Here is a 15,439-nt window from a genome sequence, read left to right on the forward strand (position 1 = left end):
TGGCCGGGAGGCTGTGGCAGAATGGACCCCTTTTCAGAAGTGTCACAGAAGGTGCCCATCGCTTTGTCTTCCCTCCCCATCGTCCCGGTGTTGCCCGAACTCTTTGCAGCCCTCGACAGCCATACCAGCGTGATCCTGCAGGCGCCCCCCGGCGCTGGCAAATCGACCCTGCTGCCCCTGGAGCTGGTGCGCCAGCACCGGCTGCCCGGGCGCATCATCATGCTGGAGCCCAGGCGCCTCGCGGCGCGCAACATCGCGAGCTTCCTCGCGCGTCAGCTGGGGGAGAAGGTGGGCGAGCGCATCGGCCTGCGAGTGCGCGGGGAGAGCCGCACCAGCAGCCAGACCCGGCTAGAGATCGTGACCGAGGGGGTGCTGACCCGGATGCTGCAGCAGGATCCTGAGCTCAGCGGCGTGTCGCTCGTCATCTTTGACGAGTTCCACGAGCGCAGCCTGCACGCCGATACCGCGCTGGCCTTCGCCATCGAAAGCCAGCAGGGGTTGCGCGATGATCTCAAGCTGCTGGTGATGTCCGCCACTCTGGATGGCATGGCCCTGGAGCGCCTGCTGCCAGGTGCCCCCGTGGTGCGCTCCGAGGGGCGCGGCTTTCCCATCGAGTACCACTATCGCCCCGCCAACCGTCAGCTGTGGCTGGAACCCCAGGTCGGCGCTGTGGTGCTGGAGGCGCTCGCCAGTCAGGCTGGCAGTGCCCTGGTGTTCCTGCCGGGACAGGGGGAGATAGAGCGGCTGGCACAGTGGTTGGAAGGGCGGTTGCCAGGGGATGTGACCCTGGCTCCCCTCTATGGCCGTCTTGACCTCGCGGCCCAGCAAGCGGCCATCGAGCCTGCGCCTGCGGGTCGCCGCAAGCTGGTGCTCACCACCAACGTGGCGGAGACCTCCCTCACCATCGAGGGGATCTCCGTGGTCATCGATAGCGGATTGGAGCGGCGCGCCACCTTCGATATCAAGAGCGGCGTTACCCGGCTGGAGACCCGGCCCATCGCCAAAGCCTCCGCCACCCAGCGGGCGGGGCGGGCAGGGCGGCTTGGCCCCGGCGTCTGCTACCGGCTCTGGAGCTGCGAGGTGCAGGAGCGCCTCGCCGAGCAGAGTCCCCCCGACATCCTGACGCAAGAGCTCACCGGCCTGCTGATGGACGCCGCCCAGTGGGGGGCCCGGGTGGAGGCGCTGCCCCTGCTGGACATGCCGCCCCCTGCCGCCGTGGCCAGCGCCCGGCGGTTGCTGGTGGCCCTGGGCGCCATGGCCCCGGAGGGTGAGCAACAACTTACCCCGGCAGGCCGTGCCATGGCGGCCTTCGGCACCCATCCCCGCCTCGCCCGCATGTTGCTGCGGGCCCGGGAGCTGGAATCCGAGGGTCTGACAGGGATTGTCGCCGATGCGGCTTTCCTGGTGGCGCTGCTGGAAGAAGATCTGCGAGGATCGGAGCGCCTGTCCGTGCTGTTCCACCGCCGTCAGGGCGCCCTGCGCCAGGGGGCGGCCCGCTGGTTCGAGCGGCTCGGCGTGCGGGCAAGCAGCCCGCAGGGTCAATGGCTGGGGTTGCTGTGCGCCCTCGCCTGGCCCGATCGCATCGGCAAGCTGCGCAGTGGCAGCCGTTATCAGCTCAGTGGCGGGGTGAGCTGCGATCTGGTAGAAGGGCATCCCTGCCAGGGGCAGGGGGCCATCGTGGCCGTCGAAATGGGTCAGAACGAGCGCGGCAGCCGTATCTTCATCGCCGAGCCGGTGGTGCTGGATGAGCTGGTGCGCCAGCTGCCCGAGCTGGTCGGCGAGCGCCAGTGGTTCGACTGGGACGATCGGGAGGAACGGGTGCGTGCGGAGCGCCAGCAGGTGCTCGGCGAGCTGGTGCTCGGCCAGCGGCCGTTGACGGATCTCTCCGATGAACAGAAGGGGCGCTGCCTGCTGCAAGGCATTCGGCGCAAGGGGCTGCACGTGCTGCCCTGGGACGAGAGCAGCGAGGGGCTGCTGGCCCGCTTGCGCTGCGCCCGCGACTGGCTGCCCGACGAAGCCTGGCCCGCCATGGATGAGGAGAGCCTGCTGGCCGACCTCGAGCAGTGGCTGCTGCCGGCGGTGAGCGGCATGACCCGGCTGGAGCAGTTGAAGCGGCTCGACATGAGCGACATCCTGCGCCAGTCTCTGCCCTGGCCCCTGCCAAGGCGGCTGGACGAGGCGCTGCCGAGCCACTTCACCGCACCGACCGGCAGCCGGGTGCGGATCCGCTACCAGCCGGGTCAGGCGCCGGCGATCCCGGTGCGCATCCAGGAGATGTTCGGGCTGGGCGCCACCCCATGCGTGGCCGATGGCCGGGTCCCCCTGGTGGTGGAGCTGCTCTCCCCGGCCCAGCGCCCCTTGCAGATCACCGCGGATCTCGCCGCCTTCTGGGCGGGATCCTATGAGCAGGTGAAAAAAGAGATGAAGGGGCGCTACCCCCGTCACTACTGGCCGGACAACCCGCTGGAGGCGATGCCGACCCGGGTGACCAAGAAGAAGATGGGATTGCAGGAGTAGCCGACGGGACAGTGATCGGTCGGTACGATCAGAACAAGATGGCGGTGGCACAGTCCCCCTCCACAACAGGCATCGCAGGCCGCTCGCATCAGCGGGATGGCGAAGAGAACGACAAGAGGATTTATGGCAACCCAACGACGCAAGCGCACGCCCAAGAAGGCGGCGCCCAAACGCACCATCTGGCGCACCCTGTTCTGGCTGGGCTTCAAGCTCTCTCTGGTGGTGGCGGCCTTCATGGTGGTGTTTGGCATCTATCTCGACACCAAGGTGCGCGAGCGCTTCGACGGCGAGAAGTGGCAGTTGCCGGTGATGGTCTACAGCCGCCCGCTGGAGCTCTATCCCAGCCAGCGGCTCTCCCAGACCCAGATGCTGCGCGAGCTCAACATGCTGAGCTACAAGCAGGTGCGTCAGCCCCATACCCCGGGTGAGTACGCGGTGAGCGGCAATCGCATCGAGCTGGTGCGCCGGCCGTTCGAGTTCCACGACGGTGCCGACGGTGCCCGTGGCCTGCGCCTCACCTTCAACGGGGCGCGCCTCGAGGGGATCCAGTCCCTGGAGAACCAGCGCCAGCTCGGCTATGCCCAGATGGACCCGGTGCTGCTCGATCGCCTCAACACCGAGGATCGGGAAGACCGCCTGCTGGTACGTCTTTCCGAGGTGCCGGACAGCCTGCTGGTGACGCTGCTCACCACGGAAGACAGGGACTTCTACCAGCACGGCGGCGTCTCGCCGGTGGCCATCATGCGCGCCATGGCAGCCAACCTGCTGGCGGGGCGCACCGTGCAGGGGGGCAGTACGCTCACCCAGCAGCTCGCCAAGAACTTCTTCCTGACCCGTGAGCGCAGCCTGTGGCGCAAACTGCAGGAAGCCTACATGGCGGTGCTCATCGACTACCGCTACAGCAAGGACGAGATCCTGGAGGCCTACCTCAACGAGGTCTATCTGGGGCAGAACTTCTCCCAGGGGGTCTACGGCTTCGGGCTCGCCTCCTACTTCTACTTCGGTATTCCGGTCAACGAGCTGGACATCGATCAGGTGGCCCTGCTGGTGGGCATGGTGAAGGGCCCCTCCTATTACGATCCCTGGCGCTTCCCGGACCGGGCCAAGGCGCGCCGGGATCTGGTGCTGAAACTGCTGGCGGATCACGGCAGCCTGACCCAGGCCGAGTATGACCTGGCCAGCAAGCAGCCCCTTGGCATCATCGCCCGCGGCCAGATGAGCTATGGCCGTACTCCGGCCTTCATGGGGCTGCTCAAGCGGGAGATCCAGAACCGCTTCGGCCCGGATCTGCTCAAGCAGTCCGGCCTCAAGATCTTCACCAGTCTGGATCCCATCGCCCAGCACGCCGCCGAGCAGGCGGTGGAGTCGGGTCTGGCCACCATCGAGAAGCAGCGTGGCAAGAAGAAGCTGGAGGCGGCCATGGTGGTCTCCGACTGGCACAAGGGCGAGGTGGTCGCCATGGTGGGGGGACGGGATCCCCGCTACGCGGGCTTCAACCGGGCGCTGGATGCCCGCCGTCAGATTGGCTCCCTGGTCAAACCGGCGGTCTACCTGACCGGCCTCTCCAACGGCCTGACCCTGGGCACGCCGCTTAAAGATCAGCCGATCCGGATTCGCGGCCAGGATGGCCAGATCTGGACGCCGCAGAACTACGACCGCAAGTTCCGCCAGAGCGTGCCCCTGATGGAGGCGCTCGCCAGCTCCCTCAACGTGCCGACCGTCAACCTCGGGATGCAGATAGGCCTGGACAAGGTGGTGGACACCCTGCACAAGCTGGGGGTGCAGCAGGAGATCCAGCCCTATCCGTCCCTGGTGCTGGGGGCGGTGGCGCTCTCGCCCATGGAGGTGAACCAGATGTACCTGCCCATTGCCAACCAGGGGTTGACCCAGCCCCTGTCGGCCATCCGGGCCGTGGTGAATGGCGAGGGGCGCCAGCTCTACCAGCATGACGAGGCGGCCAAGCGGGTGACGGATCCCCAGGCAAGCTGGCTGACTCTGTTCGCCATGACCAAGACGGTGAGCCAGGGGACGGCCCGTGCGCTCGGTGCCAAGTTCCCCGGGGCCACCATGGCCGCCAAGACCGGTACCACCAACGAGCTGCGTGACTCCTGGTTTGCCGGGATGGACAACAACGAGCTGGTGAGCGTCTGGGTCGGCCGTGACGACAACACCCCGGCCGGCTTGACCGGTGCCAGTGGCGCCTTGCAGCTGTTCAGCGGCTACATGAGCCAGCGAGGGGTCAACAGCCTGGGGCTGAAGATGCCCGAAGGGGTGAGCTGGGCCAACTTCTCCCGCTCGAGCGGTGCCCGGGTGGCCAGCGATTGTCCCGGCAGTCTCCAGGTGCCGGCCAAGCTGGCCGGTCTGGCCGAGCCCATGAGCTGTGCCAGCCCGGTCTCGGACCCGGCGAATGCCCTGGACAACTGGTTCAACGGTTTCTTCAACTGACGAAGACGGGCAGCGCAGGCTGCCCGTTTTGCAAGGATTGCCATGACCCATCCCCTGTTTGAGGCCATCCATCACGTGGCCATCATCGCCAGCGACTATCCGCGCTCGCGCCACTTCTATCACCAGGTGCTGGGGTTGCCCATCATTGCCGAGACCCTGCGGGCCGAGCGTCAGTCGTGGAAGCTGGATCTGGCGCTGCCGGACGGCAGCCAGCTGGAGCTGTTCAGCTTCCCGACGCCGCCACCGCGCCCCTCCCGGCCGGAGGCGTGCGGGTTGCGCCACCTGGCGTTTCGGGTGGCGGATCTCGACCGGGTCATCGCCCACCTGGAGCAGCACGGGGTGGAAGTGGAGCCGGTGCGGGTGGACGAGCTGACCAGCAAGCGCTTTACCTTCTTCGCCGACCCCGACGGCCTGCCGCTGGAGCTGTACGAGGCAGCGAGTTAGGCTGCCTGTTGCAATCTGGGTGATCGGTTTGACCATGAAAAGGCCGCCCTGGGAACAGGGCGGCTTTTTTCATGGGGTTGGAGAGGGGATCATGCTGTGGTCAGCAGGGCGACCGCCACCGCCATCACCACCATGCCGAGCCAGCCGACGGGTCTGAGGCGTTCGCCGAACAGCAGCAGGCCCCCGAGGGCGGTGCCCAGGATGCCGATGGCGCCCCAGGTGGCATAGGCCACGGCCAGATCGATCTTGCCGGTACTGACCGCCTCGCTGAGCAGAGTGAAGGCACAGAGCACCAGCAGAATGCCGAGGACGCCCCACCCCTTGTCACGAAAACCGATGGAGCGGTTGATTGCCATGTTGGCGCCGATATCCAGCAGGGCGGCGCCCAGTACGATGATCAACGGGTGCATGGGGCTTCGCTCCTCTGGCGGGTGGGGGCTGGTGCATCATGGGTCTCGCCCAGGGTCACCATGACAATCCCCACTATGGCCAGCGCCAGTCCGATCCACTCCTGAATGCTCAGCTCGTAGCCGAGGAACAGGACGGAGACGGCGGTGATGAGGGCGATCCCCAGCCCTTCCCACAGCGCAAACGCGATACCAATGGAGATTGTCCTGGCGGCCTTGGCGAGCAGCAGGTAGGAGAGGGTGATGAGGATCCACATCGGCAGATAGTGGATCCAGCCGCTCTCGCTCTTTGGGATCAGGGCCATGGAGGAGGTGCCGGCGACCTCGGTCAGGATGGCCCCCGTCAGGAAGAGGCGGGCCAAAAGCAGGGGACGGGATGACATGCAGTTTCCTTCTGTTGCTGCGACGAAGAGAGGATAACGGCACCCGAAACGGGCAAGGTTATCGCTGAGCGTCGAGAAAGCTGTCGCTGCCTGTTTGCCTTGGGGGCGGGCCAGGGGATAAGGTGGTGATGGAATAATCTGCCGCCAGTTTGAAGCCATGAAGCTAAATCAGATACAACTCTTTGTAGAAACAGCAGACAGTGGTTCGATAGCCAATGCCGCCAGACGACTTGGCAAGAGTCGCAGCGCCGTGAGCTCGGCGATAGCAACCCTGGAGGTGGAGCTTGGCGTCGAACTTTTCGAACGAGGGGCGAACCAGAGCCGGCTGACCGAAATCGGCGAGCAAGTGCTGGACGACTGTCGGCGGCTGTTGCAGGCCGCCAACAGCCTGAAGCTCAAGTGCGAGCACCATGCCTCCGGTGCCGAGGTGGCGCTGCGGGTAGCCCGGGACGACGCCATTCCCGAGGTGGTATGGCGCGAGATGCTGGGGGCGCTGCGTCGCCAGTTTCCGGGCACCAGCATCTCCCTGGTGCTGGCCTCACCGCCGGAGCTGCCGGCCCTGGTGGAAGAGGGGTTCGTGGATGCCGCCTTCGGCCTCATCACCGAGGAACAGGAGCGCAGCGGTCTTTGCATCGACGTGCTCAACCCGATCCGCACCCTGATGGTGGTGGCGCCAAGCCACCCGCTGGCTGGGCTTAAGCGGGTGTTGCAGCAGGATCTGACCGATCACACCCAGGTCACTCTCTCCTATGTGGACGCGTTTTCGGTCAAGAGCCTGCTGCCCATCGGAGGGCAGCATATCGGGTTGTCGAGTTTCGAACTGATGCGGGATGCGGTGCTGGATGGTCTGGGCTGGGCGGTGCTGCCTTCACCCCTTATCCAGAGCCAGCTGCGCCAGGGGGAGCTGCTGACCCTGAAGCACAAGTTCAGCCTGCAGTGGCGCGATTACGGAGTCTATCTGTCGGAGAACGCCCATCACGGCAAGGTGTTGGCCTGGCTGAAGAAGGCCATAGAAGCCTATCTCGAACCCTTCGAGTAGCCGCCAACCGGGGCGGGCACCCCGGTTGGCAGTGGGAGGGGATCAGCGCAGGCCGTGACGGGGGACACGCTGACGGGAGCGAAATGGCAGCAGCAGGAGGCCGAGCAGCAGATCCCCCGCCAGGGAGGTCAGCAGACCCGCCGCCACGCCGCAGAAAATGGCGGCCTGTTTGAGGGGGACCACATAGCCGTAGTTGCGCAGGGTATCCTGCCAGAGGGCGGGATCGGCGCGCAGCAACAGGTGGGAGAGCTGCTGGTACCAGGGGCTCTCCCGCACGGCGATCTCCCCCTGAAGGTGCTGCTGCTGGTTCACCAGTTGCTGGAGGCTGGTGGCATCCTGGGTGAAGACGGGATCCTGGCTGGCACCGTAATGGGCGACCAGCGCCTGCAGATCGCCATTGAAGTGCTGGTCCGCCGTGCGCTGGAAGGGGGCCAGCGCCAGACCTGCCTGCTGCAGCCGGGCATCCAGCCGCTGGAAGTAGAGATCGACCAGCCCGGGGATCTGTACACCTGCCAGCAAACCGAGGGCAAACAACATCATGCGAAGGTAGCTGCGCATCATCATCATCCTGAACGAAGGGAGCGCCCATACTAGCCGCAACCGGTGGGAGAGCCAAGGAGAGGGCGCGCTTGCCCACCTGGTCGGCGGCGCCAAAAGAAGAGCCGATGGAATACCTTTGTTACACGAATTCTTACACTTTTGTGATGCAAGTCATCTTGCGGCTGGCCTAGAATGAGCGTTTTTCGAAGGACACGTCGGCATGAGCAAGTTCATTCCTTTCTATCTGGCCGGGGGCCTCATCGCCTTCAGTTGGGGCGCCCTGCCTGAGCACGGCCCCTGGGATGGGTGGGATCTCGCCCTCTTCCAGCTGGTCAATGGCTGGATTGGCCACTCCCCCCGTTGGGCCGATCTGGTGGCCATCACCAACAACCGCCTGTTCGATCTGGTCGCGCTGGCCTGCATGGGCGGGATCCTTGCCAGTTGCTTCTTCCGTGCCGACGGGCAGGAGCGCCGTCGTCTGGTGGCCATGGGGGTCGTGATGCTGCTTGGAGCCCTGGTGATCAATCAGCTCGGGCATCTGTTGCCGGTCAGCCGTCCCAGCCCCACCTTGATGGTGGACGGGGCACTGCGCCTGACCGAGATCAGTGCGATTCCCACCAAGGACTCCGCCGGTGACAGCTTCCCCGGTGATCACGCCCTCTTCCTGATGATCTTCGCCGGTTTTGCCCTGCGCTATCTGCCGCGCTGGGCCGGGGTGATTGCGGTGGTGATGGTGCCCCTGTTTTCTGCGCCCCGCATCCTGGCTGGTGCGCACTGGATGACGGACGTCTATGTGGGCGCTCTTTGCCTCTCCCTGATCTGCCTGCCGCTGCTGTTGCTCACTCCCGTGTCGGATCGCCTGATCGACCGCCTGGCTCCCCGGCTGCCACGCTGGATTGCCTGACGGAGAATGAAAAAAGAAGGCGGGTTACCCCGCCTTCTTTCGTTTACGCCTCACCGGTGCTGTGGTCGTCGCGAAATGACCAGGACTACGCCCGATGAGCCCGGGCTGTCGCCCTCCCAACCAGTATGGATAGCCCCATTCGGGTTCTGCCAGCCAAAATAGTCGCGGCCAAACGTTTGCACCCGTCGTCTCATGATCCTGGCCAGGATTTTTTCCCTCCGCTGCCTTAGAATCGCCGCCCGTTGTTGGAGGTCTCCCCATGCTTGTCACTTTTCTGCGTCTCTTGTTTATCGGTTGTGCCCTGGTCTTTCTCTTTATGCTGGTCCGTGCCTGGTGGCACAAACGGCGTCATGGCCAGCTCGAAGCCACCCCTTTCTGGCCGGTGGCGGCCATCGGTTTTGTGGCCAATTTTCTCGATACCCTGGGGGTGGGGAGCTTTGCGGTGAAGACCGCCTGCTACAAGCAGTTCAGGTTGATCGATGATCGGGTGCTGCCCGGTACCCTCAACGGCCAGTGCGTGCTGCCGACCGTGACCCAGGCTCTCATCTTCATCGGCGTGGTCAACGTGGATCCCGTCACCCTCATCAGCATGATGGCGGCTGCGGCGGCCGGTGCGGCCTGGGGCGCCCGTTACGTGGCCTCCTTTGATCGCCAGACCATCCGGCTGGTGATGGCGGTCTCCCTGCTGGTGGTCGCCGGTCTCATCTTTGCCGGTCTGCTCGGGCTCTTCCCCCTCGGTGGCGAGGCCATGGGGCTGAGCGGTTACAAGCTGGGGATCGCCCTTGCCGGCAACTTCCTGTTCGGAGCTCTGATGAACGTCGGTATCGGCCTGTTCGCCCCCTGCATGACCCTGGTCTATCTGCTCGGCATGAACCCGCTGGTGGCCTTCCCCATCATGATGGGATCCACCGCCGTGCTCAGCGTCTTCTCGGCGGGGACCTTCATTCGCAAGGGGGCTTTCGATGCGCGGGCCGTGCTGGCGGTGGCCATCTTCGGCCCCATCGGCGTGGTGCTGGCGGCCATGCTGGTCAAATCCATGGAGATGGAGATGGAGATGCTCAAATGGCTGGTGGCCTTCATCGTCATCTATACCTCCTGGACCATGTACGCCTCCTGGCGGGCGGCGCGGCGACAGCCAGCGCCCGCGCTGGCAGAGGCGACGAGCTAGCTGGCGTCGGCGAGGCCCGCCTGCACGGGCACCCCGCGTTGGTATGTCATCCCGCTCGCCCGGTCCTGGCGCGTCTTCTGATGCCCCTGGCAGCCCCCTCCGAGTGGGCAGTCTGCTGGCTGGAGGCGACCAGTGCGGCTTCCGCCCTGGCACCGAGAAACACATAGAGCCCCAGCGCCAGCAGCAACCCCACGGCGCACCCCATCACCCCCACCGCAGGCCAGAGCAGTTCGCTCTGGCCGAGGGATCCCTTGAACAGCAGCAGCAACCCCTCGATGGAGACCGCGATCAGGATGGCGGCGATAAAGCGGGTAATGGTGCGCCGGATGGCGCTGTGGCGGAAGATGTCCTTATGCAGCAGCACCTCCTCTTCGAGGATGGTCTTGCCGAGATCGAACACCGCCAGGGCGAGCGTGAGGAAGATGATGGCGCTGAAGGCCCCCAGCCGGTTCTGCTGGGTGCCGCACAGGAGCAGATAGAGCTGTTCCAGCCCGTGCCAGATGAGGGTGCCGACGATGAGAAACAGGGCCAGACTCAGGACGACGTAGACGGCCCTGAACCAGGGAATGGCGCGCCGCCGCTCCCTGTCCCCCATCAGCCAGGCGATCAGCTGGTGCAGGTTGATCTCCAGCTCCCGGCCATGGCCCTGCACCAGCAGGCGCAGCTGCCCCTGGGCCGCCGGAACGGGCGCCAGTATGGCTGGCCTGATCTGGGGGGCCAGGCTCTTCACCTCCTCGACGAAGGCATAGGTCTTGAGAGACGCCTCGGGGAGGGTGAGCAGCCCCAACAGCAGGGGGGCCAGCTCGGTTTCGTACTCCTGATAGCGCCGCAGCACATCGATGGGGCTCATCTCTGCCATATACACCTCGGTCCAATGGGCTCCTGAAGCAGGGGCCTGCAAATTGTGGGCCCGATTTATGACAGCCCGTGTACGGCGCGGCGCACCAGCAGGTGGCAAGGTTCCGGTGAGGGACTTAAGGATGCACCACTATGGTGCCTTGTCGGGACGAGCAAACAAAAAAGGGCCCCATCGGGGCCCTCTGCACATCTTGCGGCTTGTCAGCCAGCCAGCTTGGCGAAGCTGCGCTCGGCGGCCGCCAGAGTGTGTTCGATCTCCTTGTCCCCGTGGGCAAGCGACAGGAAGCCCGCCTCGTAGGCGCTCGGAGCCAGATAGACGCCCTCTTCCAGCATCAGGTGATAGAAGCGCTTGAAGCGTTCCATATCGCAGCGAGTGACCTGCTCGTAGCGGGTGATCTCGGGCTCGTCGGTGAAGAAGAAGCCGAACATGCCGCCCACGTAGTTGATGGCAAGCGGGATGCCGTGCCTGGCGGCGGCGGCTTTCAGCCCCTCGGCGACACGGGCGGTCTTGGTGCTCAGCTGCTCATAGAGGCCCGGCTCCAGCAGCAGGTCCAGCATGGTGAGGCCGGCGGCCATGGCCACCGGGTTGCCGGAGAGGGTACCAGCCTGATAGACGGGGCCGGTCGGGGCGATGTGCTGCATCACCTTCTTCTTGCCGCCGAAGGCGCCTACCGGCATGCCGGCACCGATGATCTTGCCGAGGGTGGTGAGATCCGGATCGATGTTGTAGTGGCCCTGGGCACCGCGCAGGGAGACGCGGAAGCCGGTCATCACCTCGTCCAGGATCAGCAGGGCGCCGAATTCGTCACAAATGGCGCGCAGCCCTTCCAGGAAGCCGGGCACCGGCGGGATGCAGTTCATGTTGCCGGCTACCGGCTCGACGATGATACAGGCGATCTCGTTGCCGTACTGGGTGAAGGCTTCGCGCACCGAATCCAGATCGTTAAAGACACAGGTGAGCGTGTGTTTGGCGAAATCGGCGGGTACGCCCGGGCTGTTGGGCTGACCCAGGGTGAGGGCGCCGGAACCGGCCTTGACCAGTAGGGAGTCGGCGTGGCCGTGGTAGCAGCCTTCAAACTTGACGATCTTGTCGCGGCCGGTATAGCCGCGGGCCAACCGGATGGCGCTCATGGTCGCCTCGGTGCCGGAGTTGACCATCCGCACCTGCTCCATGGAGGGGACGATCTGGCGCACCTTCTCGGCCATCAGCACTTCGATCTCGGTCGGGGCACCGTAGCTCAGCCCTTTTTCCACCGCCTTGATGACAGCGGCCTTGATGGCCGGGTGGTTGTGACCGAGCAGCATGGGGCCCCAGGAGCCGATGTAATCCACATAGGCCTGGCCGTCCACGTCATAGAGGTAGGCGCCATCGGCGTGATCGATGAAGCGGGGTGTACCGCCGACCCCGTTGAAGGCGCGGACCGGTGAGTTGACGCCACCCGGAATGGTCTGGCGGGCCTGTTCAAACAGCTGATCTGATTTTGACATGGATCATCCTTAATGGGATTTTGGTCGTTACCCGGGCGCAGGCTGCCGATTGCGGCTCGGCAGGGGATGGCGGGAGGAGTATGCTTTGCGCTCTCGCCCCGGACTCTCGCCCGTGATACATGAAACGGGCCGACTATAGCAGAAAGGCCCAGAGCTGGGCAGCCGAGGCCGAGGTGTGTCTGGTCCTCGTTAGATGAGCGTGATTATCCATGGAGCAACAAGCCATTCCTTCCGCCGACGCGGCCTCGCTGCGTCGTCCTCCAGTCTTGCAGCGCCTGATACGGCGGGACAAGATGCCGCTGCTGGTGCTCCTGCTGGCGGCCCTGGTCGGCCTGCTGGCAGGCCTGGTGTGCGGACTGTTCGAGTCTTGCGTTCACTGGCTGGCCCAGCAGCGTGTCGACTTGCTGGCCGATCGCCCCTGGTGGCAGCTCGGCCTGCTCGGCTTTGGTTTCAGCGCCCTGCTGGGGTTGGTCGGCTATTTCCTCACTCATGCCTTTGCCCCAGAGGCGGGGGGATCCGGTATCCCGGAAATTGAAGGGGCCATGGACGACCTGCGTCCGGTACGCTGGTGGCGGGTGTTGCCGGTGAAGTTTTTTGGCGGGGTCTGTACCCTGAGTTCCGGCATGGTGCTGGGGCGGGAGGGGCCCTCGGTGCAGATAGGGGGCAACCTCGGCAAGATGGTGGCGGATATCTTCCGGTTGCCCAAGGAGCATGGCCACGCCCTGCTGGCTGCCGGTGCGGCGGGCGGTCTGGCCGCGGCCTTCAATGCCCCGCTGGCAGGGATACTGTTTGTCATGGAAGAGATGCGACCGCAATTTCGCTACTCCTTCCTCGCCATCAAGGCGGTCGGGATTTCGGCCGTCATGGCGACCCTGATGCTGCAGAACATGAAAGGGCAATCCCCCGTCATCATGCTGCCTCACTACGACGCGCCGGCCTTGAAGGCGCTCTGGCTGTTTCTCTTCATGGGGGGCTGCTTTGGTGTGCTGGGGTTCGTCTTCAACAAGCTGGTGCTCGCCTGTCAGGATGGCTACCTGGCATTGCATCAGAACAAGCGCCACCGCTTCGTCATCATCGGCATGGGGGTGGCTGGAACCTTTGGGATGCTGTCGCTGTTCGCCCCTTCGGTCACTGGAGGGGGAATCGAGCTCATCCCGCATCTGACGGGGGGAGACTATGCGATGGCGACGCTCTTCATCATCTTCTCGGTGCGACTGGTGGGTACCCTCATCTGCTTTTGCTCGGGGGCCCCTGGTGGTGTCTTTGCGCCGACCCTGGCGCTGGGTACCCTGTTCGGGGTGATCTTTGGTCACCTGTTCCACTCTGCATTTCCCGATCTCGGCATCGAACCGGGCGCCTTTGCCATCGCTGGCATGGGGGCGCTCTTCGCCGCCACCGTGCGTGCCCCCATTACCGGCATCGTGCTGGTGACAGAGATGACAGACAACTATCAGCTGATCCTGCCCATGATGATCACCACCATAGGGGCAACCCTGGTGGCGCAATGGTTGGGGGGGCGCCCTATCTATTCCCAGATCCTGGAGCGAACTTTACGGCTTGCTGCGCGTCAAAACCGGGGTGAAAGCAGCATCGCGACCGGTTAACTCTTTGTTTATCCGTATCAATCCGGCATGGTCGCGTATAGTGAAAAGAAACTGACCGTGTTGATGTCGGCATATAGAAGAGGCCTTATGTCCCAAATCGTGAAGTTATTGGTGGTGCTGGCCGTGGGGGCATGTATCGGTTATGTCGTCGGGAACAGACAGGAGCTGGCTCAGAGCAGCCTGATGACGGTGCAGCAAGAGACGTTGGAGCGTCAGAGCAAGGCCATTGCACAACTGAAGACGGATCTCGGCGTCAGGGAGACCCTGCTGGCGACCCAGAAGGCCGCCTTCGAGCAACTTCAGCAGACGCTCAAGGATCAGGAAGCTCAGGTACAGGAGCAGAAACGCCAGCTGGCCTTCTTCGAGCGCATCATGCGTCCCACCGGCGAACAGGTGGGGGTATCCATCGACAATCTGACATTGCAGGAGACGAGTGTGCCGGGTCGCTACCACTATCGTCTGGCGCTCACACAACCCGCCAAGAAGCGGGAGTTGTTTCGGGGGCAGGTGCAGATCCGGCTCGAAGGCAGTCTGGCTGACAAGCCCAGGATCCTCAGTGGCCGGGATCTTGGCATGAAGGTGGGGGAGGGACGCTACGCGTTGCGATACTTCCAGCTCTTGGAGGGCAATTGGCAGCTTCCCTCAGGCTTCATCCCGGACAGGGTGAGAATCCTCATCCCGAAGGAGGGTCGGCAACCGGCCCAGGAGCTGGTTGCTGAGTGGAACGAGGTGCTCAAGCCTCTGGTCGCTCAACCAGCCCCCTTGCCGGCAGCGCAGTAAGAGAGTGGTGAATACTTGAACTAAATGGTCGGGTATTGGATAATTTCGCGGTTTCCATGTTTGTGGATGTAACGGTTGTGAGGTCAGCAATGAGTGCAGTAGCAGAAGCCCCCTTGCCCATCCAGATGACGGATGCGGCAGCCAACAAGGTAAAGACCTTGATCACCGAAGAAGAGAATCCCGAACTCAAGTTGCGGGTCTACATCACTGGGGGGGGCTGCTCCGGTTTCCAGTACGGTTTCACGTTTGACGAGAAAATCAATGATGGCGATACCGTGGTCGAGAAGAGCGGCGTCACCATGGTGATCGATCCCATGAGCCTGCAATACCTGGTCGGCGGCAGCGTGGATTACACCGAAGGCTTGGAAGGTTCCCGTTTCACCGTGACCAACCCCAACGCCACGACGACCTGCGGTTGCGGTTCAAGTTTCTCCATCTGATCTATAGCAGCGTGATATGAAGGGCCCCGAGGGGCCCTTTTAATTTTTGTATGCCTGGCGTGGCTGGCATGTAGATCTTGATGTGGCGAAAACGGGTACCGATTGGTAGCGATAGAGAAGGTGTGCAGGCTCATTTAGATGAATCGTTGACGGCTTTTTAGTCTGATTGGTTGATGATTAAACACCTGAACGTCTTTTTCAAATAAACACGTAGTTTTCGCTTGTCAGTGAGAATCATATCCCTATAATGCGCCTCCATCAGCACGGCGCAGTGCGCGTCTGGTCCACCTTGCAAAGCAAGCTGGTGAGGGTTATAGTTTCAGGCCCTGCTCTTTAACAATTTGAATCAAGCAATCTGTGTGGGCACTCACAGCATCGAGCATCAAAAACAATTTTTGATTTTCAATGTCTGATGAAGTGAC

Annotated in this window: 14 protein-coding genes; 9 read left to right on the plus strand and 5 right to left on the minus strand. The window is 63.7% G+C overall.

The window, feature by feature from the left end:
* Window positions 1–63 precede the first annotated feature (63 nt).
* The 3 genes from hrpB (at window position 64) to AB5Y93_RS21045 (ending at window position 5,406) form a co-directional block, all read left to right on the plus strand.
* Window positions 64–2,517, plus strand: coding sequence for an ATP-dependent helicase HrpB (gene hrpB, locus AB5Y93_RS21035; protein WP_368230402.1), 2,454 nt, complete (start codon window positions 64–66; stop codon window positions 2,515–2,517).
* Between the two features lie 123 nt (window positions 2,518–2,640).
* Complete coding sequence (gene mrcB, locus AB5Y93_RS21040; RefSeq protein ID WP_010675566.1) at window positions 2,641–4,962, plus strand: penicillin-binding protein 1B; 2,322 nt, start codon at window positions 2,641–2,643, stop codon at window positions 4,960–4,962.
* Between the two features lie 42 nt (window positions 4,963–5,004).
* Window positions 5,005–5,406 (plus strand): VOC family protein, encoded by a 402-nt coding sequence (locus tag AB5Y93_RS21045; RefSeq protein WP_201969761.1) that lies wholly within the window; start codon window positions 5,005–5,007, stop codon window positions 5,404–5,406.
* An 89-nt stretch (window positions 5,407–5,495) separates the two neighbouring features.
* Here AB5Y93_RS21045 and AB5Y93_RS21050 read toward each other — a convergent pair whose 3' ends face one another.
* A complete protein-coding gene (locus tag AB5Y93_RS21050) occupies window positions 5,496–5,816 on the minus strand; it encodes an SMR family transporter (RefSeq protein WP_052815233.1) in 321 nt (106 codons plus the stop codon).
* Window positions 5,804–6,196 carry a multidrug efflux SMR transporter gene (locus AB5Y93_RS21055; RefSeq protein WP_368230389.1) on the minus strand — a complete coding sequence of 131 codons (393 nt, stop codon included), beginning with the start codon at window positions 6,194–6,196 and terminating at the stop codon, window positions 5,804–5,806. Before AB5Y93_RS21055 ends, AB5Y93_RS21050 begins: the two co-directional genes overlap by 13 nt.
* Before the next feature lie 157 nt (window positions 6,197–6,353).
* Between AB5Y93_RS21055 and AB5Y93_RS21060 the strand changes: the two genes are divergently transcribed.
* Window positions 6,354–7,235 (plus strand): LysR family transcriptional regulator, encoded by an 882-nt coding sequence (locus tag AB5Y93_RS21060; protein ID WP_039040858.1) that lies wholly within the window; start codon window positions 6,354–6,356, stop codon window positions 7,233–7,235.
* Window positions 7,236–7,277: 42 nt separating this feature from the next.
* Here the strand turns inward: AB5Y93_RS21060 and AB5Y93_RS21065 are convergent, their stop codons facing one another.
* The gene (locus tag AB5Y93_RS21065; protein ID WP_139737269.1) at window positions 7,278–7,793 is read right to left on the minus strand and encodes a DUF2937 family protein; all 516 of its coding nucleotides are present in this window, start codon (window positions 7,791–7,793) and stop codon (window positions 7,278–7,280) included.
* A gap of 202 nt (window positions 7,794–7,995) precedes the next feature.
* Here AB5Y93_RS21065 and AB5Y93_RS21070 point away from each other — a divergent pair, with 202 nt between their 5' ends.
* Both AB5Y93_RS21070 and AB5Y93_RS21075 read left to right on the plus strand, forming a co-directional pair.
* A complete protein-coding gene (locus AB5Y93_RS21070; RefSeq protein WP_368180913.1) occupies window positions 7,996–8,679 on the plus strand; it encodes a phosphatase PAP2 family protein in 684 nt (227 codons plus the stop codon).
* 259 nt (window positions 8,680–8,938) lie between these two features.
* Window positions 8,939–9,847, plus strand: coding sequence for a TSUP family transporter (locus AB5Y93_RS21075; protein WP_368230391.1), 909 nt, complete (start codon window positions 8,939–8,941; stop codon window positions 9,845–9,847).
* Window positions 9,848–9,893: 46 nt separating this feature from the next.
* On the opposite strand, the gene AB5Y93_RS21080 is transcribed toward AB5Y93_RS21075, so the two are convergent.
* Together AB5Y93_RS21080 and hemL are read right to left on the minus strand one after the other, a co-directional pair.
* A complete protein-coding gene (locus AB5Y93_RS21080; protein WP_042016292.1) occupies window positions 9,894–10,706 on the minus strand; it encodes a hypothetical protein in 813 nt (270 codons plus the stop codon).
* A gap of 200 nt (window positions 10,707–10,906) precedes the next feature.
* Window positions 10,907–12,193 (minus strand): glutamate-1-semialdehyde 2,1-aminomutase, encoded by a 1,287-nt coding sequence (gene hemL, locus AB5Y93_RS21085; RefSeq protein WP_124244766.1) that lies wholly within the window; start codon window positions 12,191–12,193, stop codon window positions 10,907–10,909.
* 209 nt (window positions 12,194–12,402) lie between these two features.
* Here hemL and clcA point away from each other — a divergent pair, with 209 nt between their 5' ends.
* From clcA to erpA, 3 genes are all read left to right on the plus strand, one after another.
* Window positions 12,403–13,797, plus strand: a complete 1,395-nt coding sequence (clcA, locus tag AB5Y93_RS21090; protein WP_039040862.1) for a H(+)/Cl(-) exchange transporter ClcA — start codon at window positions 12,403–12,405, stop codon at window positions 13,795–13,797.
* An 87-nt stretch (window positions 13,798–13,884) separates the two neighbouring features.
* A complete protein-coding gene (locus AB5Y93_RS21095; protein ID WP_039040863.1) occupies window positions 13,885–14,577 on the plus strand; it encodes a DUF6776 family protein in 693 nt (230 codons plus the stop codon).
* 89 nt (window positions 14,578–14,666) lie between these two features.
* Window positions 14,667–15,017: an iron-sulfur cluster insertion protein ErpA gene (erpA, locus tag AB5Y93_RS21100; protein WP_010675554.1), complete on the plus strand. Its 351-nt coding sequence runs from the start codon at window positions 14,667–14,669 to the stop codon at window positions 15,015–15,017.
* Window positions 15,018–15,439: the final 422 nt, after the last annotated feature.

The organism is Aeromonas sp. R10-1 (assembly GCF_040908465.1).
Taxonomy (GTDB): Bacteria; Pseudomonadota; Gammaproteobacteria; order Enterobacterales; family Aeromonadaceae; genus Aeromonas; species Aeromonas caviae.